Source organism: Caballeronia temeraria, from assembly GCF_001544795.2.
Classification (GTDB): domain Bacteria; phylum Pseudomonadota; class Gammaproteobacteria; order Burkholderiales; family Burkholderiaceae; genus Caballeronia; species Caballeronia temeraria.
Genome location: NZ_FCOI02000014.1, coordinates 158268 through 177729 on the forward strand (window position 1 = coordinate 158268; position 19462 = coordinate 177729).

A 19462-nucleotide genomic window follows, 5' to 3' on the forward strand; every position below is an offset into this window, starting at 1 on the left:
AAACAGCCATTATCGCACTGTCCTGAAAACCCGCCAATGCACGGGGCGGCGAGCCCCGCTGGCGGATTTGCGTCAGACCGATGCCGCCGGGCTTACTTGGCGGGCTTGACGCTCGCCACTTCCTGATCGGCTTGCGTGCGCGTTGCCTTGATGGCTTGCGGCATGTACTTCTGCATCAGACCGTTCACGACGTCGCGGCCAACCTGGTCCTGGACCTGGATGAACTTGCGGCCAGTCGTGCTCTTGTAGAAGTTGGTCAGATCCTTGATCTCGTCCGTCGAGTAGTACTTCGCGTATGCGTCGTACTGAGCCTGCATCGCGTCCTTGCGGAATGCGTCGGTTGCGAAGACCTGGCCAGCGGAATCGACCAGCTTCGGCACTGCGTTCTTCTGCAGCGCCGGAACGGCAGCCTGCTTCTGCTTGTCGTTCATCGTCTTGTTCTCGGACAGCGCGTCCGAGAGGATCGCCGGCACGAGCTGCTTCGATTGCATCTGCGCGCTGTTACCAATCGCACCGACCAGCTTCTGTGCGTCGATCGCGTCGAGCAGGTCCTTGATCGCGGCTTGCTTGGCCGGATCAACCGGTGCTGCTGCGGCTGCCGGTGCGGCCGTTTGCGCGGGCGCCTGATTCTGAAGCGACTGAGCCATCGCGAAGGTCGGCACGAAAGCGGCCAGCAACATCCACTGCTTGAAACGTCCTTGCATCATTACTCCCTGTAAAAAATATCCAGTTCAGCACTGTCGACGAGCTTTGCGCGTCTTTCCGACGCCGGCTACGAGCTCACGTCGCGCAGCTTAACTAATCCGAGCTTTCAAAAGCGATAACGAGAGACTTACGACACAAAAAATATCAGGCGTCGTCTTCGCCTTCGTTGTTTTGCGCGTCGCCAGGTTTGGCTGCTGCATCTTCCGAAGCAGCGTCTGCTTCGAGTTCGGCCTCGGCTTCTGCTTCGGCGATATGCTGCAGTCCCGACAACTTCGTTCCCTCGTCAAGGCTGATGAGTGTAACACCTTGAGTTGCACGGCCCATTTCGCGGATTTCCGAAACTCGCGTGCGAATCAGCACGCCGGCGGTGGTGATGAGCATGATCTCGCTTTCAGGCTCCACGAGCGTCGCGGCGACCACGCGGCCGTTTCGCTCCGAAGTCTGGATCGCGATCATACCCTTCGTGCCGCGGCCATGACGCGTGTACTCGTTGATCGGCGTGCGCTTGCCGTAGCCGTTTTCGGTCGCCGTCAGCACCGACTGGTTCTCGCCGCCCGCGACGAGCATTGCGATGACCTGCTGCCCGTCTTCCAGTTGCATGCCGCGCACGCCGCGCGCCTCGCGGCCCATCGCGCGCACGTCGTTCTCGTCGAAGCGCACGGCCTTGCCGGCGTCGGAGAACAGCATGACGTCGTGCTCGCCGTCGGTGATCGCCGCGCCGATGAGGTAATCGCCTTCGTCGAGACCGACCGCGATGATGCCCTTCTTCATCGGACGGCTGAACGCCTCGAGCGGCGTCTTCTTGACGGTGCCGAGCGCGGTCGTCATGAATACGTACTTGTCCGCCGAGAATTCCTTGATCGGCAGCACGACGTTGATCTTCTCGCCGTCCTGCAGCGGGAACATGTTGACGATCGGACGGCCGCGCGAGTTGCGCGAGCCTTGCGGCACTTCATAGACCTTGATCCAGTACACGCGGCCGCGATTCGAGAAGCACAGCATGTGGTCGTGCGTGTTCGCGATGAAGAGCGTGTCGATCCAGTCGTCTTCCTTCATCTGCGTCGCCTGCTTGCCGCGACCGCCGCGCTTCTGCGCGCGATACTCGGAAAGCGGCTGCGACTTCACGTAGCCCGAGTGCGACATGGTGACGACCATGTCGGTAGGCGTGATCAGATCTTCGGTGTTGAGCTCGGTCGCGTTCATCTCGATACGCGAGCGGCGGTCGTCGCCGAACTCGGCGCGAATCTGGCCCAGCTCTTCGACGATGATCTGGCGAATCCGCTCCGGCCGCGCGAGGATGTCGAGCAGGTCGGCGATTTGCGCCATCACTTCGCGATACTCGCCGACGATCTTGTCCTGCTCCAGACCGGTCAGGCGCTGCAGACGCATCTGCAGGATTTCCTGCGCCTGCACGTCCGACAATTTATACAGACCGTCTTCCTGCAACCCGTACGCCGGATTCAGGCCTTCCGGACGATACGCCGCGCGTCCGCCCGTAGCCTCGGTCTCGGTGCGCGTGAGCATCTCGCGCACGAGCGACGAATCCCACGGACGCGCCATCAGTTCCTGTTTCGCGATCGGCGGCGTTGGCGCGGCCTTGATGATCGCGATGAATTCGTCGATGTTCGCGAGCGCGACGGCGAGACCTTCGAGCACATGCCCGCGATCGCGCGCCTTGCGCAGTTCGTATACGGTGCGCCGCGTCAGCACTTCCCGTCGATGCGACAGGAAGCATTCGAGCATTTCCTTCAGATTCAGCAGTTTCGGCTGGCCGTCGACGAGCGCGACCAGATTCATGCCGAACGTGTCCTGAAGCTGCGTCTGCTTGTACAGGTTGTTCAGAATGACTTCCGGCACTTCCCCGCGCTTCAGCTCGATCACGACGCGCATGCCGCTCTTGTCGGACTCGTCGCGGATATCGGAAATGCCTTCCAGCTTCTTCTCGTTGACGAGTTCCGCGATGCGCTCGAGCAGCGTGCGCTTGTTCACCTGATACGGTATTTCGTCGACGATGATCGCCTGGCGCTGGCCGCGGTCGATCTCTTCGAAGTGCGTGGCCGCGCGCATCACGACGCGCCCGCGCCCCGTGCGATAGCCGTCGCGCACGCCCGCGACGCCGTAGATGATGCCGGCGGTCGGGAAGTCCGGCGCCGGCACGATCTCGATGAGTTCGTCGACGGTGGCTTCGGGCGTGTTCAGCAGATGCAGGCAGGCGTCGACGATTTCGCGCAGGTTGTGCGGCGGAATGTTGGTCGCCATGCCGACCGCGATGCCGGCCGAGCCGTTGATCAGCAGATTGGGAATGCGCGCCGGCAGGACGAGCGGCTCGTTTTCGCTGCCGTCGTAGTTCGGACCGAAGTCGACGGTTTCCTTGTCGATGTCGGCCAGCAGTTCGTGGCCGATCTTCGCCATGCGGATTTCGGTGTAACGCATGGCCGCGGCGTTGTCGCCGTCGACCGAACCGAAGTTGCCCTGGCCGTCGACCAGCATGTAGCGCAGCGAGAACGGCTGCGCCATGCGAACGATCGTCTCGTAGACGGACGCGTCGCCGTGAGGATGGTATTTACCGATGACGTCGCCGACGATACGCGCGGACTTCTTGTATGCGCGGTTCCAGTCGTTGTTCAGCTCGTGCATCGAGTAGAGCGCCCGGCGATGCACTGGCTTCAGGCCATCGCGGACATCGGGAAGCGCGCGCCCGACGATCACGCTCATCGCGTAATCGAGATACGAACGGCGCATTTCCTCCTCGAGGGAGATTGGCAGAGTCTCTTTGGCGAATTGATCCATTATCCGTGTCTTGAACTTTGCAGCGGCGACACGGCAGCGCGCGCGACGGTTTCGCGAGACTCGCCCGCCGCTCGCGCGACATGCGCCGGCGTGGCGCGTAGCCGACGTACGCTGCGCGCTGCTGATGCAGCGCATGCCATTTTTTATGCGTGCGAAGGCAGCGCATCGAAAGATTCTACCATGCGCGACATCCGCGCCCGGACGACTGCCGTATACATACAGTGTGTTCGCAGCGATCGAACCGGAATGTGCACGCTCACTTCGTAATGCGCAACGCTGTACCAATTACTTACAAATACCGGGGAACGTATTCCGTCAATTCGTCATCCGGGCGGGCTATCATGCCGCCTCGTCGTTTTGACCATCGAAAAAGTACCCACGGTAAAAATACGCAGGAAATCGCTCTCGGGCACGTAATGTGCGCACGTTTCGCGCCTTCTTCGACCTGGACCGTCTCCTGTCCCTTTCTTGTTGCGCATGCACCACATAAGGTTGCGGGCGTGCAGCGTGCGGGGATATTTTTATCGTTGCAAGGGAACGATATGGCAAAATGCCAACGCACAAAGTTAGACACTGCTCGAAGTCTATACAGCGCGTTTTGTTCCGTAGGGAATGTTATACTTCGAGCAATGTATGACTTGTCTTCGTCTACAGGCTCGCAGTAAACCTGCGGTAATCTCAATTTCGAGAGGAGAAATATGAATAAACTTTCAAAGCTCGCGTTCATTGCAGCTACCGCAGTTATGGCTGCATCGGCCTCGGCACAGTCGGTGCCGGCCTCGCGACAAGCCGTGAACGATAACTGGGTGAACGGAACGGGCGAGTATGTGTGGATGAACGGCACGAACGAACTGTGCTGGCGCGACGCATTCTGGACGCCGGCTACGGCAAACGCGAAGTGCGATGGCGCGCTGGTCGCGCAAGCACCGACGCCGCCGGCACCGGTCGCTCCGGCCGCTCCGGTCATCCAGAGCCAGAAGGTCACGTACCAGGCTGACGCTCTGTTCGACTTCGACAAGGCAGTCCTGAAGCCGGCTGGTAAGGAAAAGCTTGACGATCTGGCATCGAAGATCGGCGCGCTGAACCTCGAAGTCGTGGTTGCAACGGGTTACACCGACCGCATCGGTTCGGACAAGTACAACGATCGTCTGTCGCTGCGCCGTGCGCAAGCTGTGAAGGCTTACCTGGTCAGCAAGGGCATCGAAGCCAACCGTATCTACACGGAAGGCAAGGGCAAGCGCGACCCGGTCACGAAGGGTAGCTGCCAACAGAAGAACCGCAAGCAACTCATCGCCTGCCTCGCACCGGATCGTCGCGTGGAAGTCGAAGTTGTCGGCACGACGCGTCAGCCGCAGCAGTAATAGCGAGCTCGATTGCCGCAGATCAAACCCCCGCCTCGGCGGGGGTTTTTTTATGCCCGAAGCTTTTATGCAATCGCGTGATGCGCCGCCGATTCGGGTAGGCTTCATGTTTTCCGCTTTTTGCCCGCCCATTGCGGCGCCTATATACTCGGTTCTAATCGATTCACGAATCAAACAAGGCACTTCCGAACATGACCAACGTCGATCCCCACGAACTGCAGAAATTCAGCGAGCTCGCGCATCGCTGGTGGGACCCGAACGCCGAGTTCAAGCCCTTGCATGAACTGAACCCGGTTCGGCTCGACTGGATCGATGCGCATGCGCATCTGATGAGCAAACGTGTTCTCGATATCGGCTGCGGCGGCGGCATTCTCTCCGAGTCGATGGCCACGCGCGGCGCGAACGTGAAGGGCATCGATTTGTCGTCGAGCGCGCTCGGTGTCGCCGATCTGCACAGTCTCGAAAGCGGTGTCGAAGTCGCCTACGAGGAAATCTCGGCGGAGGCGCTCGCCGCGCGCGAACCGGGCTCCTACGATGTCGTCACCTGCATGGAAATGCTCGAGCACGTGCCAAATCCCGCGGGCACCGTCGCCGCATGCGCCGCGCTCGTGAAGCCGGGCGGCTGGGTGTTCTTCTCCACGTTGAACCGCAACGCGAAGGCGTATCTGTTTGCCGTTATCGGCGCGGAATATATCGCCCGGATGCTGCCGCGTGGCACGCACGATTACGCGCGCTTCATCAAGCCGTCGGAACTCGCCACGTACGCGCGCGCCGCTTCGCTTTTGCCCGTCGATATCAAGGGCATCACGTATCGGCCGATCTCCAGACACTTCGGCCTGTCAAACGACTCGAGCATCAACTACATGATGGCTTGCCGCCGCGAAGCCTGACACCATGACCCAAGACGATCCCCTATCCACGGGCACCATCGATACCAAGCCCCTGCCGGAAGACACGAATCCCCTGCCCCAGCGCCTTGCCGAAGGCGACGGCCTCGGGCTGTGCCAGGCCGTGCTGTTCGACCTCGACGGCACCATCGCCGATACCGCGCCTGACCTCGTCGCCGCGGTGAACAAGATGCGCCACGATCGCGGGCTGGAGATGCGTCCGCTCGAAATGCTGCGGCCGTTCGCGTCGGCGGGCGCGCGCGGGCTGCTCGGCGGCGCGTTCGAGATCGGGCCGGAGCATCACGACTTCGCGTCGATGCGTGACGAATTTCTCGCCAATTACGAAGCCGATCTGTGCATCGAAACGACGCTCTTTCCGGGCATCGTCGAGATACTGGATCAGCTCGATGCGCGCGGCGTGCGCTGGGGCATCGTCACGAACAAGGTGACGCGGTTCGCGGCGCCGCTGGTCAGCCTGCTGGGACTCGACACGCGCGCCGGCTGCCTCGTCTGCGGCGACACGACACCGCACTCGAAGCCGCATCCCGCACCGCTGCTGCACGCGGCCGAACTGCTGGATGTCGCGCCTGAGCGCATCGTCTATGTCGGCGACGATCTTCGCGACGTGCAGGCCGGTTTCGCGGCGGGCATGATCACCGTGGCGGCTGCATACGGCTACTGCGGCGACGACATTCCCCCGCGCCGCTGGCACGCCAATCATGTCGTCGATTCGCCGGAAGAGTTGCAGCACCTGCTGCGCGATATCGCATAGCTTGAAAGGCCCACGATTCGCCTCATATGGCTTTTCGTGGGATAATTTCGATTCCGCTTTGGGGGCGACCTGGTTTCGACAGGGGTTGTGAAGCGGTCAGGGCATACCGAGGACCCGTCACCTCGTTAATCAATGGGAAAAACGTAACTGCAAACGACGAAACGTTCGCACTGGCAGCCTAAGGGCCGCCGTCCTCTGCCTAGTTCACTGACGGGCTAGTGTCGCAAGACCGGTAGCAATACCGACAGAGGTCATATACGTCAGTTAAGCCTTGGTGGCGTCACGACGCCAAGGTCGAAAACCTAGTGAATCGCCGTCACGCAGCGTGTTCGTCCGCGTCGTTGCGGTTAAATCAAAAGACAGAACTAAGTATGTAGAACTGGTCGTAGAGCGCTTCTGGACGCGGGTTCGATTCCCGCCGCCTCCACCAAAATACCCTCGCTAGAACCCGCGATCGCGCAAGCATCGCGGGTTTTTTCTTTGTGGCCGTACGACGGGCGAAAAAAAGCCCCGCACGAGGCGGGGCAAACATCCTTGAGAGACATAGCGAGGACAGAGACAACCTGCGCTATGTCGACAGAATAGGCAGCTAGTCGATGTTTTCGTATCAGCGCGGTCCTAATACGACTGTCTTGCGTCAATATTCAACGGATTCGCCGCCTCAACACGCAACGTCCTGCTTAAGTTGATTGCTCAGGAAATTCCTATATTCGGTTGCCGAGGTTCAGTCTATTCTGACGTCGCGCTTTGACACGCCTTTGGCGAATCAGAGCGCCATTCCAAGTACTTTTGACCTCGCCATCGCGCGAGGTCTTTTTTTGGCGGCATCAATACGACGCCAGCCCGTCGTTCAGACCCGTCTAGTTCGAACCGTCCTTCGGACACTTCAGATTGCAACCGTTGGGATCGCCATCGTCGCCACGACGGCGCATCGCCGACTTCTTGTCGCTCTGAAACTTGTCCGAGGGCGCCGAAGCGGCGAATTGCATCTGCGGATGCTCGTTGAAACGGAACTGGTCTTGCAGCACGCCGCCTGGCAGGCCCGGCGAATTCTGCGCGAAAGCCACAGGAACCAGATAGAACGCACCGGCGACGAGCGCGGCGGAAGAACAAGCGAGCAACGAAAGTTTCATGGCAGTAGATCGTGCGCGAGACCGCGCCTCAAGCGAGTAAAGTCGACAGCAAGACGTTAGGTTAACCCAATTCGCCGTCGGCGGCAGTTTTACGGCCGCCCCGCTCTCTTACCGCGTGTTTCCGTTTTTCCTCACGCGCTCACTTCAGCCGCGCAAACCTTCGTCGACATCGACGAGCGCGCCACAGTGCACCGGATCATAGCCTTCCAGATGCGCGACGCTCTCGGTGAAGCCGGCGCTGCGCAGGATGCGCAACACGGACGCAAGCTGAGCCTCGTCGAGCCGCGCGCGCTCGCACACGAAGAAATAATCCTCGTCGATGATCGGTATGAAATCGAGCGCGAAATGATGCGCGGCCGGCTGCACGCCGAAGCCGAGATCGGCCATGCCGCTCGCAACGAACGCCGCGATCGCCGAATGCGTGAGTTCGGTGGTCGCGTAGCCGTTGATCTGATCCGGATCGACGCCCACGCGCCGCAGCGACAAATCGAGCAGCATGCGCGTGCCCGAGCCCGGCTGGCGGTTCACGAAGCGCACGTCGCCGCGCGCGAGATCGCGCAGGCCGGAGATGTTTTTCGGATTGCCCTTCGGCAGAAAAAGGCCCTGCGTGCGGCGCGTCAGCCGGATGAGCTGATGCTTGTCTCGGTCCAGATACGGCCGATAAATGTCCGCGCAGGTCGAACGGAATTCACCGATCGGCAAGTGAAAACCCGCCAGCTCGCACTCGCCGCGAGCGAGGGCGCTCACCGCTTCGGCGCTCTCGCGATACTTGATGTCGACCGGCACGCGTTGATCGCCCAGCGCGCGCACCAGCGCCGCAACCGCGTAGCCGTGCGACGCATGAATGCGCACTTGGCTGACGGCGCCCGCGAGACGCCGGTTCAGCTCACCGGCAACCTCGTTCGCCACCGATTGCAACGGTGTTTCGAGCCGCTCTCCGCAGACGCGTTGCGCGCGCAGCACCGATTCGCCCAATTCCGACAACACCGAGCCGCGCCCGCGCGATTTGGTGATGAGCGCCCCGCCCAGACGCGCCTCGATTTCGCGCAACAAGCCCCACGCGTGCCGATAGGACAAACCCTTAGCGCTCGCCGCATTGGCGATGCTGCCCGTCTGCGCGACGAGCTGCAAAAGCGGCACAACCGCGCTGAGACTGGTTTCCCGGCCTTCGGCGTCCCGCAAGACCAGCTCGGCCCGGCATTCGACGTCCACCATATGCACTCCCCCATCCTATTGCCAAGATATATCACGACGCCTATTGTTCTTTTACAGGCTCGGCACCCGTAATTATATCGACCCAAATATGTACCGACAAAACATATGCCGAGTGTTGGAGGAGCCCCATGACACATCCGCAGCTATCCGCCGCTGCATCCGCTGAGCTCGTGCGTCGCCACGCCGTACAAGGTGCGACGCTGATGACCATTCTTCACGCCATCCAGGACGACGTCGGCTACGTTCCGGAAACGTCCATCGCGCCGCTCGCGCAGGCGCTGTCGCTGTCGCGCGCCGAGGTGCATGGCGTCATCACGTATTACCACCACTTCCGTTCCGCGCCGCCCGCGCGCGTGACCGTGCAGCTTTGCCGCGCGGAAGCGTGCCGCAGCATGGGCACGGAAGCGCTGAAGGATCACATCGAAGGCCATACGGGTTGCCGTTTCGACAGCGGTCACGCCGAGGACACCGAGCTCGAATCCGTGTTCTGCCTCGGTCAATGCGCGCTGTCTCCGTCGATGATGATCAACGGCGAATTGCACGCGCGTGTGACGCCCGCGAAGTTCGATCGGCTTTATGCGGCTGCGCAGACGAAAGTCGCGGAGGTGACGGCATGACGCGCATCTACGTACCGATCGATTCCGCCGCGCTCGCGCTGGGCGCGGAAGACGTCGCCCAGGCCGTCGCGAGCGAGGCGCAAAAGCGCGGCCTCGACGTGCAACTCGTGCGCAATGGCTCGCGCGGCCTCTTCTATCTCGAACCGCTCGTCGAAGTCGAGACGCCGGACGGACGCGTCGGTTATGCGAACGTCGAAGCGGACGACGTCGCGTCGCTCTTCGATGCGGGCTTTCACGAAGGCCGCGCGCATGAGAAGAACGTCGGCATCGTCGACGAAATTCCGTATCTCAAGAACCAGCAGCGTCTGACGTTCGCGCGCATCGGCATCACGGATCCGCTGTCGATCGACGATTACGTCGCGCTCGGCGGTCTCGAAGGCTTGCGCAACGTGCTCGACATGAACGGCGACGCCGTGTGTCAGGCGCTGCTCGATTCCGGCCTGCGCGGACGCGGCGGCGCGGCGTTTCCCGCCGGCATCAAATGGAAGACGGTGCGCGGCGCGCTGGCGGACCAGAAGTACATCGTCTGCAATGCCGACGAAGGCGACTCCGGCACCTTCTCCGACCGCCTCGTGATGGAAAGCGATCCGTACGTGCTGATCGAAGGCATGATCATCGCGGGCGTCGCGGTCGGCGCGACGCAGGGCTACATCTACGTGCGCAGCGAGTATCCGCATTCGATCGCGACGCTGAACCGCGCGATCGATAAAGCGCGCGATGCCGGCTGGCTCGGCGCGAGCGTGCTCGGCACGTCGCATGCGTTCGAGCTGGTCGTCGCGAAAGGCGCCGGCGCCTATGTGTGCGGCGAAGAAACCGCGCTGCTCGAATCGCTCGAAGGCAAACGCGGCATCGTGCGCGCGAAGCCGCCGGTTCCGGCGCTCACCGGGCTGTACGGCAAGCCGACGGTCATCAACAACGTCATCACGCTTGCGACGGTGCCGATCATCTTCGCGAAAGGCGCGGCCTTCTATCGCGACTTCGGCATGGGCCGATCCCGCGGCACGCTGCCCTTCCAGATCGCGGGCAACGTGAAGCAAGGCGGGCTCGTCGAACTCGCGTTCGGCGTGACGCTGCGCGAACTGATCTACACCTACGGCGACGGCACCGCGAGCGGACGTCCCGCGCGCGCGGTGCAGGTCGGCGGTCCGCTCGGCACGTATCTGCCGGAAAGCCAGTGGGACATTCCGCTCGACTACGAGGAATACGCGAAGGTCGGCGCGGTGGTCGGCCACGGCGGGCTCGTCGTGCATGACGACACGTCGAATCTCGCGGAACTCGCGCAATACGCGATGCACTTCTGCGCGCTCGAATCGTGCGGCAAGTGCACGCCGTGCCGCATCGGCTCGACGCGCGGCGAGGAAGTCATCGCGAAGATCCGCGAGGGCGATACGTCGGTGAAACAGATCACGCTCCTGCGCGAGCTGTGCGACACGATGGTGTCCGGCTCGCTCTGCGCGATGGGCGGCATGACGCCGTTCCCGGTGATGTCCGCGCTCGATCATTTCCCGGAAGATTTCGGACTGCCCCGCACGCCGGCGCAGAAAGCCGCATAAGGAGACAAACAATGTCCAATACCATCAACGGCTGCGGCTCCGGCAACTGCGCGTGCAAGAGCGCGGCGTCGGTGCAGCGCCGCGATCCGTTCGACGAAACCGATTTCGGCACGCCGCTGCGTCACGCCGATGTCGACGTGACGCTCGAAATCGACGGAGAAAGCGTGACGGTCCCCGCCGGCACGTCGGTCATGCGCGCCGCGATCGAAGCGGGCGTCAACGTGCCGAAGCTCTGCGCCACCGATTCGCTCGAACCGTGGGGCTCGTGCCGCCTGTGCCTCGTCGAGATCGAAGGCAAGCGCGGTTATCCGGCCTCGTGCACGACGCCCGTCGAAGCGGGCATGAAAGTGCGCACGCAAAGCGACAAGCTGCAATCGCTGCGCAAGAACGTGATGGAGCTTTATATCTCCGATCACCCGCTCGACTGCCTCACCTGCCCCGCCAACGGCGACTGCGAACTGCAGGACATGGCGGGCGTCGTGGGCTTGCGCGAAGTGCGCTACGGCTACGAAGGCGCGAATCACCTGAAGGACAAGAAGGACGAGTCGAATCCGTATTTCACCTACGATCCGTCGAAGTGCATCGTCTGCAACCGCTGCGTGCGCGCGTGCGAAGAAACGCAAGGCACGTTCGCGCTGACCATCGCGGGGCGCGGCTTCGAATCGCGGGTCGCGGCGAGCGAGAACGTGCCGTTCATGGAATCCGAGTGCGTGTCGTGCGGCGCGTGCGTCGCCGCGTGCCCGACCGCGACGCTGCAGGAAAAGAGCGTCATCATGCTCGGCCAGGCGGAACATTCGGCCATCACGACGTGCGCGTATTGCGGCGTCGGCTGCTCGCTCAAGGCCGAGATGAAGGGCAACACCGTCGTGCGCATGACGCCGAACAAGAACGGCCAGGCCAATGAAGGCCACGCGTGCGTGAAGGGCCGCTTCGCGTGGGGTTACGCGACGCACAAGGACCGCATCAAGAAGCCGATGATCCGCGCGAAGATCACCGATCCGTGGCGTGAAGTGTCGTGGGAAGAGGCGCTCAACTATGCTGCGAGCGAGTTCCGCCGCATTCAGGACAAGTACGGGCGCGATTCGATCGGCGGGATTACGTCTTCGCGTTGCACGAACGAAGAAACGTACCTCGTGCAGAAGCTCGTGCGCGCCGCGTTCGGCAACAACAACGTCGATACCTGCGCGCGCGTTTGCCACTCGCCGACCGGCTACGGCCTGAAGTCGACGCTCGGCGAATCGGCGGGCACGCAGACGTTCGCATCGGTCGAGCAGTCGGACGTGATCATCGTGATGGGCGCGAATCCCACCGACGGCCATCCGGTCTTCGGCTCGCGCCTGAAGCGCCGCGTGCGTGAGGGCGCGAAGCTGATCGTGATCGATCCGCGCCGCATCGATATCGTCGATACGCCGCACGTGAAGGCGCAGTATCACCTGCAATTGCGCCCCGGCACGAACGTCGCGATGGTCAATTCGCTCGCGCACGTGATCGTCACCGAAGGCCTGCTGAAGGAAGACTTCATCGCCGAGCGCTGCGAGGAACGCGCGTTCGGTCAATGGCGCGATTTCGTCGCGAAGGAAGAGAACTCGCCCGAAGCGATGGAAAGCGTCACCGGCGTGCCCGCCAAACAGGTGCGCGAAGCCGCGCGCGTGTACGCGACAGGCGGCAACGGCGCGATCTACTACGGACTCGGCGTCACCGAGCACGCGCAAGGCTCGACGACGGTCATGGGCATCGCCAATCTCGCGATGGCGACGGGCAACGTCGGCCGTGAAGGCGTCGGCGTGAATCCGCTGCGCGGCCAGAACAACGTGCAGGGCTCGTGCGACATGGGCTCGTTCCCGCATGAGCTGCCGGGCTATCGGCATATCAGCGATGCGGCCGTGCGCGCGCTCTTCGAAGAAGCCTGGGACGTGAAGCTGCAGCCGGAGCCGGGCCTGCGCATCCCGAACATGTTCGATGCCGCGATGCACGGCACCTTCATGGGCCTCTATTGCCAGGGCGAGGACATCGTCCAGTCGGACCCGAACACGCAGCATGTGGCCGATGCGCTGTCGTCGATGGAATGCATCGTCGTGCAGGACATCTTCCTCAACGAGACGGCGAAGTACGCGCACGTGTTGCTGCCGGGTTCCACTTTCCTCGAAAAGGACGGCACGTTCACCAACGCCGAGCGCCGCATCTCGCGCGTGCGCAAGGTGATGCCGCCGCTCGCGGGCTACTCCGACTGGGAAGTGACGATCAAGCTCTCTCGCGCGCTCGGCTACGAGATGAGCTACGCGAATCCGTCCGAGATCATGGATGAGATCGCGCGTCTCACGCCGACCTTCCACGGCGTTTCGTACGATCGTCTCGACGAGCTCGGCAGCATTCAATGGCCGTGCAACGAGAAGGCGCCGGACGGCACGCCGACGATGCACATCGACGAATTCGTGCGCGGCAAGGGGCGCTTCGTCATCACCAAGTTCATCGCGACGCCGGAGAAGGTCACGCGCAAGTATCCGTTGCTGCTCACGACGGGGCGCATCCTGTCGCAGTACAACGTCGGCGCGCAGACGCGGCGCACGGAGAACTCGCGCTGGCACGACGAGGATCGGCTCGAGATTCATCCGGTCGATGCGGAAGATCGCGGCATCAAGATGGACGACTGGGTCGGCATCGAGTCGCGCGCGGGGCAGACCGTGCTGCGCGCGCAGATCTCGGAGCGCATGCAGCCGGGCGTCGTCTATACGACGTTCCACTTTCCCGAATCGGGCGCGAACGTCATCACGACGGACTCGTCCGACTGGGCGACCAACTGTCCGGAGTACAAGGTGACGGCGGTGCAGGTCATGCCGGTGGAACAGCCGTCGCAATGGCAGCAGGACTATTCGCGCTTCAACACGCAGCAGCTCGAGCTGATGAACATGCGCGACGTCGCGCCGACCACTTCAGGAAAATAACGAATGGACCTCGACAACCTGATCGAGATGGCGAATCGCATCGGCGAATTTTTCGATTCGATGCCGGATCGCGCCGAAGCCGTCGATAGCGTCGCGGATCATATCCGCCGTTTCTGGGAACCGCGCATGCGGCTCGCGATTCTCGCCGCGCTCGACGATCCGGAGGCGAGCGCGGCGATGGAGCCGATCGTGCGGGAGGCGCTCAATCTGCATAGAGCCGACCTTCAGCCGAAGACCGCGACCGCCTGAAACCGCTCGAAGCCCCGCCACCGCGGGGCTTTTTTCAATCCTCGCGATATTCCCGTTGCGGCTGCCGCTCGGCGCTCGTGTCCTGCGCGCCGAACCACGTTTCGCAGTGACGCAAGAGCGCGTGCACATCCGATGGCGCCCGTCCGCGCGCGGCGATATAGCCATCCGGTCGCACGAGATAGAACGCCGGGCGCGTGCGGCCGTAGTTGTCGGTGAGCGAATTCGCGCTTTCGCCGTGCGTATCCGTGATGCGCCACACGCGCACCGCGTTCGGCAGAATCGCTTCGATGGACTTCGCGAGGCCGTCGAGATCCGGATCGCGCATCGCGTGTGCAACGGTGATGGTCGCGGGCGCGAGCGCGATATCGTCTTCGCCCGACGGATTCACGAGCAGAAAGAGCGAGAAGCAGCCGGGATCGTGCAGATCGTAAAGGCAGCCGACGCCCGGCAGACGCCCGAGCGGTCCGTCGATGACGTGCACGCGCGCATCGGGCGCGCGCTCGCCCGCGCGCGGGCCGCCGTCGAGCAGCCGCTCCAGCGTGAGCGGGCTCTTGCGATAGTTGATCGACAGTTCGCTGACCGTGCGCCGCATCGCGTCGCGCAACGGGCCGATCGCGGCCAGCGCGGGCATCACGTGCTCGCGCATCAGCTTCATCGGGCCGTGCTCGGCGCCGGCCATTTGCGTGAGCAGGCTCGATTGCCGCAGCACGTCGCGCTCGATCGGATGCCGCTCCGTGTGATAGCTGTCGAGCAGCCGCTCGGGCGCGCCGCCCGCGAGCATGCGCGCGATCTTCCAGCCGAGATTGAACGCTTCCTGGATGCCGGTGTTCATGCCCTGCGCGCCGGCGGGACTGTGCACGTGCGCCGAATCGCCCGCGAGGAACACGCGCTCCATGCGCAGCTTGTCGACCATGCGGCTGTTCAAATGAAAATACGACGACCACGTCATGTTCGACAGCGCGATCTTGTGATGCACACGCCGCTCGACGAGCGCGCGGCATTCATCGAGCGTCGGGCCGCTCTTTGCGCCAGCCGCGTTGACCGCGTTCGCGGCCGGCGGCGGCAGGTCGGCGATCAGGCGCGCGCGGTCGCCGCCCATCGGGAAAAGCGCGGCGAGGCCTTCGCCTGAAGCGAAGATATGGAATTCGTCGTCTGGCCAGTCGCAGTCCGCCTGGAGATCGGCGAGCAGATACGTTTGATCGAACGTCTTGCCGTCGAAACCGATGCCGAGCCGATGCCGAACGAAGCTGTGCGCGCCATCGGCGGCGATCAGATACGACGGCCGCAACACTTCGTCGCGTCCATTCGGATGACGCAGTGTCGCCTGCAAACCCGCCGAACCTTGCGAGACATCGACCGCTTCGACGCCGCGTTCGATATCGACGTGATAACTCGCGAGATGCTCGGCGAGCAGGCGTTCGGTCTGCGATTGTTCGAGAAAGAGCAGATACGGATAACGCGTCTGCAAGGGATCGAAGTCGAGGCGCGCGAGGCGCTGCCCGTTCGAATAGAGATTCGCGACGCGCGCGCGATGACCGAGTTCGAGAAACGGTTTGACGACGCGATGCTGCTCGAAGAGTTCGAGCGTGCGCGCCTGAATGCCGATCGCGCGGGAATACGGCGACGGCTCGCGCGCTTTGTCCACGAGCCGCACCGGAATGTGCGCGCGCGAGAGACTCATCGCGGCGGCGAGGCCCGTCGGACCGGCGCCGACGATCAGAACGGGCGCCACGTCCAGCTTGTCGTTCGGATTCAGCTTTGGCGCGAACATGCGGTCGTTCCTCCCTGAAGCGTCACGCGCTCTAGTGTACGCCCGAGAAACTCGCGTGCTAGTGAGCGTGGCCTCGCTCGTTCAGCACGCAGGCGTGGCAGGCCTCGCCGAACTCCACCTGCACGGTCGCGTGATGCATCGCGTATTCGCTGCGCAATGTCGTGACGACGTCCTGCACGAACACATCGCCGGGATGGCCTTGCGGCATCACGAGATGCACGGTGAGCGCGTTCTCGGTGGTGGAAAGCGCCCAGACGTGCAGGTCGTGGACGTCGCGCACGCCGGGAAGCTGGTTCAGATACCGCTCGATGCGCGGCATGTCGACGGAGGGCGGAACGGCGGCCATCGCGAGGCGCATCGCATCGCGCCCGAGTCCCCAGGTGCCATAGACAATCACCGATACGACGATCAGGCTCATCAGCGGATCGAGCCAGCTCGCGCCCGTGAACAGGATGATGAGGCCGCTCACCGCGACGGCGGCGGAGATGGCGGCATCGGCGGCCATGTGTATGAAGGCGCCGCGCACATTGAGGTCTTCCTTGCTGCCGCGCATGAAGAGCCACGCGGAGAAGCCGTTCACGACCATGCCGAGCGTCGCGACGATGAACACGTCGAACCCCGCGACGGGCGCCGGATTGATGAGCCGCTGGATCGCTTCGAGCACGATCGCGCCGCACGCGAACAGCAAAAGCGCGGCGTTGGCGAGCGATGCCAGTATCGACGAGCTGCCGAGCCCGAACGTGTAGCGCGCGTTCGGCTGACGCTTGCCGAGCCACACGGCGCCCCAGGCGAGCAAGAGGCCGAGCACGTCGGAGAGATTGTGGCCGGCATCGGCGAGCAGCGCGGTCGAATGCGCGAGAAAGCCGTAGATGCCCTGCACGACCACGATCAGCACGTTCAGCCCGACCGCGAGCGCGAACGTGCGGCCCTGCCCTTCCTGCGGCGCGCCGTGATGGTGATGGCCGTGCGCGCCGTGCCCGTGCGAATGCCCGTGCTCGTGCTCGTGCTTGTGGTCATGTCCTTCGTGATGAGCGTGGTGCTCGTGTTCGTCGTGCTGATGCGTGCTCATCGGCGTGCTCTTCGTTCGGTAAGTTTCATTCGATATCCGTGGCGTCGGCCTGCGGCTCCGCGACGTGCTCCAGCAACTCGCCGAGCATCGCGCTGATATGCCGGTCCGCCGCCACGTAAAAGACCTGCTTGCCCTGCCGCTCGGCCCGTACGATCCGCGCCGCGCGCAGCAGCCGCAGATGATGGCTCACCAGCGACGCCGACAGCCCGAGCAGCTCCGCGATCGCCCCGACCGCGCGCTTCTGTTCGACGCACGCGAGCACGATGCGCAGGCGCGTCGGATCGCCGAGCAGACGGAACAGATCGGCGAGCGGCACGACGCGGTCATCGGACGTGACCGGCGCTGCGGCAGCCACCGCGGAAGGAGTGGAATCGGAAGACATGGATATAGGCAACATATGAATACGTGTTCATATGTTAAGTGCCATCGCCGCAACATGTCAATCCGGCTTTGGCGGGGCACGGTCGCGGGTGTGGGAAAATGCGGGGTTTGCTTCTCTGGGACGGCAGTTTCTCCCCCGCCATGGACACCGTATTCGCCCGGGGTTTCGCGGCCCATCGCGACGGTCGTCTGACCGATGCGGAGCGCGACTATCAGGCCGCGCTCGCCGCCGAACCCCTTCACGTCGACGCCTTGCACTACCTCGGCGTGCTGCGCCATCAACAGGGCCAGCACGCGGAGGCGGCCGAACTCGTGCGCCGGGCCGTCGATCTGCGTCCGACCGATGCCGGCCTGCAGCTCAACCTCGGCAACGCGCTGAAGGCGCTCGGCCGTCTCGACGACGCGATCGAGCGCTTTCGCAACGCGCTCACGCTCGCGCCGGGCTTTCCGCTCGCGCAGTACAACCTCGGCAACGCCTACACGGCGGCCGGCCGTCACGAAGACGCCGCCGACGCGTTCGAAAAGGCGCTGCGCCTCCAGCCGAACGATGCCGCCGTATGGAACAACTTCGGCAATTCGCTCTCGGCGCTGCGTCGCTTCAAGGATGCCGCGCAGGCGTTCAAACGCGCGCTCGCGCTGCGTCCGCGCCATGCCGGCGCGCATAACAATCTCGGCATGGCGCTCAACGCGCTCGGCGACACGCTCGGCGCGATCACGCAGTTTCGCGCCGCGCTGGCGGCCGAGCCGAACTACGTCGCCGCGCACTTCAATCTCGGCAATCTGCTGGATGCGAACGGTCATCCGGAAGACGCGCTGCCGGTGCTGCAAAAGGCCGTCGCACTGCATCCGCAATTCGCGCCGGGGTATTTCGGGCTCGGTCACGCGCTCGCGAAGCTCGGCCGTCACGACGAAGCCGTGCCGCATTTCGAACGCGCGGTCGGGCTCGATCCGAAGTACGGCGTGGCGTGGCTGAGCCTCGGCAACACGCATCTGGCGGTCGGGTCGCATCGCGCGGCGCTGCGCGCGTTCGACGAAGCATTGCGCATCGATTCGTCGATGCCCGCCGCGCATCTGAACCGCGCGCTCGCCCTGCTCGCGACCGGCGACTATGCGCGCGGCTTCCCCGCCTACGAATGGCGTCTGCAGACGCCGGGCAGCGAACCGCCGCCGCGCATGCCGCGCTGGAACGGCGAGCCGATGCCGGGCCGCACGCTGCTCGTACGCGCCGAGCAGGGTTTCGGCGACACCTTGCAGTTCGCGCGGTTCGTGCCGTTCGCGGCGAAGCTCGTCGGCAAGCTGGTGCTCTCGGTGCAGCCGGCGCTCGTGCCGCTGCTCGCGCCGGCGGCGCAGGCCGCGCGCGTCGAGCTGAGAAGCAAGTCGGACGGCGTCCCGGTGCACGCGGACGCCTTCTGCCCGCTGCTCAGTCTGCCGCTCGCGCTCGGCATGACCTCGCCCGATGCGATTCCGTCGCGCGCGCCGTATCTCGTCGTGCCCGCCGACTACCGGCGCAAGTGGCGCGGCTCGATCGGCGGGCAGGCGCGGCGCAAGATCGGCATCGCGTGGTCGGGGCGGATGCAGCCCGGCGAGACGCGCTCGGTGCCGTTCGCCGAACTGGCGCCGCTCTTCGCGCTCGAAGGCATCGACTGGATCGTGCTGCAGCCTTTCGTCACCGGTCGCGAGCGCGATCTGCTGAACGCGCATCCGAACGCGAAATCGATCCATCTGCTGGAAAATCGCCTCGAAAATTTCGCGGACACCGGCGCGATCGTCGACCGGCTGGACGCCGTCGTTTCCGTGGATACGTCCGTCGCGCACCTCGCAGGCGCGCTCGGCAAGCCGCTCTGGGTGATGCTGCCCTTTGCTCCCGACTGGCGCTGGGGCATCGGCAGCGCCGAAACCGCGTGGTATCCGGGCGCGCGGCTCGTGCGTCAGCGCGCGCCGGGGCAATGGCGCGAGGTCATCGAGGACACGGCGGCGGCGCTCGCTCCGCTGCCCGTATAAAAAAATCCCCGCTGCG

General features: G+C 63.7%; 15 protein-coding genes and 1 other RNA gene. 9 read left to right on the forward strand and 7 right to left on the reverse strand.

Annotated elements, in window-relative coordinates; translation table 11 throughout:
* Window positions 1–92: 92 nt before the first annotated feature.
* Together AWB76_RS21085 and gyrA are read right to left on the reverse strand one after the other, a co-directional pair.
* Window positions 93–704, reverse strand: coding sequence for a DUF2059 domain-containing protein (locus AWB76_RS21085; RefSeq protein ID WP_061162114.1), 612 nt, complete (start codon window positions 702–704; stop codon window positions 93–95).
* A gap of 145 nt (window positions 705–849) precedes the next feature.
* Window positions 850–3495 carry a DNA gyrase subunit A gene (gene gyrA / locus AWB76_RS21090; RefSeq protein ID WP_074171380.1) on the reverse strand — a complete coding sequence of 882 codons (2646 nt, stop codon included), beginning with the start codon at window positions 3493–3495 and terminating at the stop codon, window positions 850–852.
* Between the two features lie 698 nt (window positions 3496–4193).
* Here gyrA and ompA point away from each other — a divergent pair.
* From ompA to ssrA, 4 genes are all read left to right on the forward strand, one after another.
* Window positions 4194–4856: an outer membrane protein OmpA gene (gene ompA, locus AWB76_RS21095; RefSeq protein WP_061162072.1), complete on the forward strand. Its 663-nt coding sequence runs from the start codon at window positions 4194–4196 to the stop codon at window positions 4854–4856.
* A 191-nt stretch (window positions 4857–5047) separates the two neighbouring features.
* Complete coding sequence (ubiG, locus tag AWB76_RS21100) at window positions 5048–5746, forward strand: bifunctional 2-polyprenyl-6-hydroxyphenol methylase/3-demethylubiquinol 3-O-methyltransferase UbiG (protein WP_061162073.1); 699 nt, start codon at window positions 5048–5050, stop codon at window positions 5744–5746.
* Window positions 5747–5750: 4 nt separating this feature from the next.
* On the forward strand, window positions 5751–6515 hold the full coding sequence (gene gph / locus AWB76_RS21105; RefSeq protein WP_244173412.1) for a phosphoglycolate phosphatase: 765 nt from the start codon (window positions 5751–5753) through the stop codon (window positions 6513–6515).
* A 60-nt stretch (window positions 6516–6575) separates the two neighbouring features.
* Window positions 6576–6945: a transfer-messenger RNA gene (gene ssrA, locus AWB76_RS21110) on the forward strand.
* 430 nt (window positions 6946–7375) lie between these two features.
* On the opposite strand, the gene AWB76_RS21115 is transcribed toward ssrA, so the two are convergent.
* Entirely contained in the window at window positions 7376–7648 is a 273-nt protein-coding gene (locus tag AWB76_RS21115) for a hypothetical protein (protein ID WP_061162074.1), read from the reverse strand.
* Window positions 7649–7792: 144 nt separating this feature from the next.
* A complete protein-coding gene (locus AWB76_RS21120) occupies window positions 7793–8863 on the reverse strand; it encodes a substrate-binding domain-containing protein (protein ID WP_061162075.1) in 1071 nt (356 codons plus the stop codon).
* A 128-nt stretch (window positions 8864–8991) separates the two neighbouring features.
* On the opposite strand from AWB76_RS21120, the gene AWB76_RS21125 reads away from it, so the two are divergent.
* Genes AWB76_RS21125 through AWB76_RS21140 form a run of 4 tightly spaced genes read left to right on the forward strand, consistent with a single transcriptional unit; the run spans window position 8992 to window position 14224 of the window.
* Window positions 8992–9480, forward strand: a complete 489-nt coding sequence (locus tag AWB76_RS21125; protein WP_061162076.1) for an NAD(P)H-dependent oxidoreductase subunit E — start codon at window positions 8992–8994, stop codon at window positions 9478–9480.
* Window positions 9477–11033: a formate dehydrogenase beta subunit gene (locus tag AWB76_RS21130; RefSeq protein ID WP_061162077.1), complete on the forward strand. Its 1557-nt coding sequence runs from the start codon at window positions 9477–9479 to the stop codon at window positions 11031–11033. Before AWB76_RS21125 ends, AWB76_RS21130 begins: the two co-directional genes overlap by 4 nt.
* Window positions 11034–11044: 11 nt before the next feature.
* Window positions 11045–13975, forward strand: coding sequence for a formate dehydrogenase subunit alpha (gene fdhF, locus AWB76_RS21135; protein WP_061162078.1), 2931 nt, complete (start codon window positions 11045–11047; stop codon window positions 13973–13975).
* Window positions 13976–13978: 3 nt separating this feature from the next.
* The gene (locus AWB76_RS21140) at window positions 13979–14224 is read left to right on the forward strand and encodes a formate dehydrogenase subunit delta (RefSeq protein WP_061162079.1); all 246 of its coding nucleotides are present in this window, start codon (window positions 13979–13981) and stop codon (window positions 14222–14224) included.
* A 34-nt stretch (window positions 14225–14258) separates the two neighbouring features.
* Here AWB76_RS21140 and AWB76_RS21145 read toward each other — a convergent pair whose 3' ends face one another.
* Genes AWB76_RS21145 through AWB76_RS21155 form a run of 3 tightly spaced genes read right to left on the reverse strand, consistent with a single transcriptional unit; the run spans window position 14259 to window position 17446 of the window.
* Window positions 14259–15995, reverse strand: a complete 1737-nt coding sequence (locus AWB76_RS21145) for an FAD-dependent monooxygenase (RefSeq protein WP_061162080.1) — start codon at window positions 15993–15995, stop codon at window positions 14259–14261.
* A 58-nt stretch (window positions 15996–16053) separates the two neighbouring features.
* Complete coding sequence (locus AWB76_RS21150) at window positions 16054–17064, reverse strand: cation diffusion facilitator family transporter (protein ID WP_061162081.1); 1011 nt, start codon at window positions 17062–17064, stop codon at window positions 16054–16056.
* Between the two features lie 25 nt (window positions 17065–17089).
* A complete protein-coding gene (locus tag AWB76_RS21155; RefSeq protein ID WP_244173413.1) occupies window positions 17090–17446 on the reverse strand; it encodes an ArsR/SmtB family transcription factor in 357 nt (118 codons plus the stop codon).
* Between the two features lie 140 nt (window positions 17447–17586).
* On the opposite strand from AWB76_RS21155, the gene AWB76_RS21160 reads away from it, so the two are divergent.
* Window positions 17587–19446 carry a tetratricopeptide repeat protein gene (locus AWB76_RS21160; protein ID WP_061162083.1) on the forward strand — a complete coding sequence of 620 codons (1860 nt, stop codon included), beginning with the start codon at window positions 17587–17589 and terminating at the stop codon, window positions 19444–19446.
* Window positions 19447–19462: the final 16 nt, after the last annotated feature.

Excerpts from the sequence above, each read along its gene's own strand:
- AWB76_RS21085 (WP_061162114.1), bottom strand. The coding sequence starts at position 704 with ATGCAAGGACGTTTCAAGCAGTGGATGTTGCTGGCCGCTTTCGTGCCG.
- gyrA (WP_074171380.1), bottom strand. The coding sequence starts at position 3,495 with ATGGATCAATTCGCCAAAGAGACTCTGCCAATCTCCCTCGAGGAGGAA.
- ompA (WP_061162072.1), top strand. The coding sequence starts at position 4,194 with ATGAATAAACTTTCAAAGCTCGCGTTCATTGCAGCTACCGCAGTTATG.
- ubiG (WP_061162073.1), top strand. The coding sequence starts at position 5,048 with ATGACCAACGTCGATCCCCACGAACTGCAGAAATTCAGCGAGCTCGCG.
- gph (WP_244173412.1), top strand. The coding sequence starts at position 5,751 with ATGACCCAAGACGATCCCCTATCCACGGGCACCATCGATACCAAGCCC.
- AWB76_RS21115 (WP_061162074.1), bottom strand. The coding sequence starts at position 7,648 with ATGAAACTTTCGTTGCTCGCTTGTTCTTCCGCCGCGCTCGTCGCCGGT.
- AWB76_RS21120 (WP_061162075.1), bottom strand. The coding sequence starts at position 8,863 with ATGGTGGACGTCGAATGCCGGGCCGAGCTGGTCTTGCGGGACGCCGAA.
- AWB76_RS21125 (WP_061162076.1), top strand. The coding sequence starts at position 8,992 with ATGACACATCCGCAGCTATCCGCCGCTGCATCCGCTGAGCTCGTGCGT.
- AWB76_RS21130 (WP_061162077.1), top strand. The coding sequence starts at position 9,477 with ATGACGCGCATCTACGTACCGATCGATTCCGCCGCGCTCGCGCTGGGC.
- fdhF (WP_061162078.1), top strand. The coding sequence starts at position 11,045 with ATGTCCAATACCATCAACGGCTGCGGCTCCGGCAACTGCGCGTGCAAG.
- AWB76_RS21140 (WP_061162079.1), top strand. The coding sequence starts at position 13,979 with ATGGACCTCGACAACCTGATCGAGATGGCGAATCGCATCGGCGAATTT.
- AWB76_RS21145 (WP_061162080.1), bottom strand. The coding sequence starts at position 15,995 with ATGTTCGCGCCAAAGCTGAATCCGAACGACAAGCTGGACGTGGCGCCC.
- AWB76_RS21150 (WP_061162081.1), bottom strand. The coding sequence starts at position 17,064 with ATGAGCACGCATCAGCACGACGAACACGAGCACCACGCTCATCACGAA.
- AWB76_RS21155 (WP_244173413.1), bottom strand. The coding sequence starts at position 17,446 with ATGTCTTCCGATTCCACTCCTTCCGCGGTGGCTGCCGCAGCGCCGGTC.
- AWB76_RS21160 (WP_061162083.1), top strand. The coding sequence starts at position 17,587 with ATGGACACCGTATTCGCCCGGGGTTTCGCGGCCCATCGCGACGGTCGT.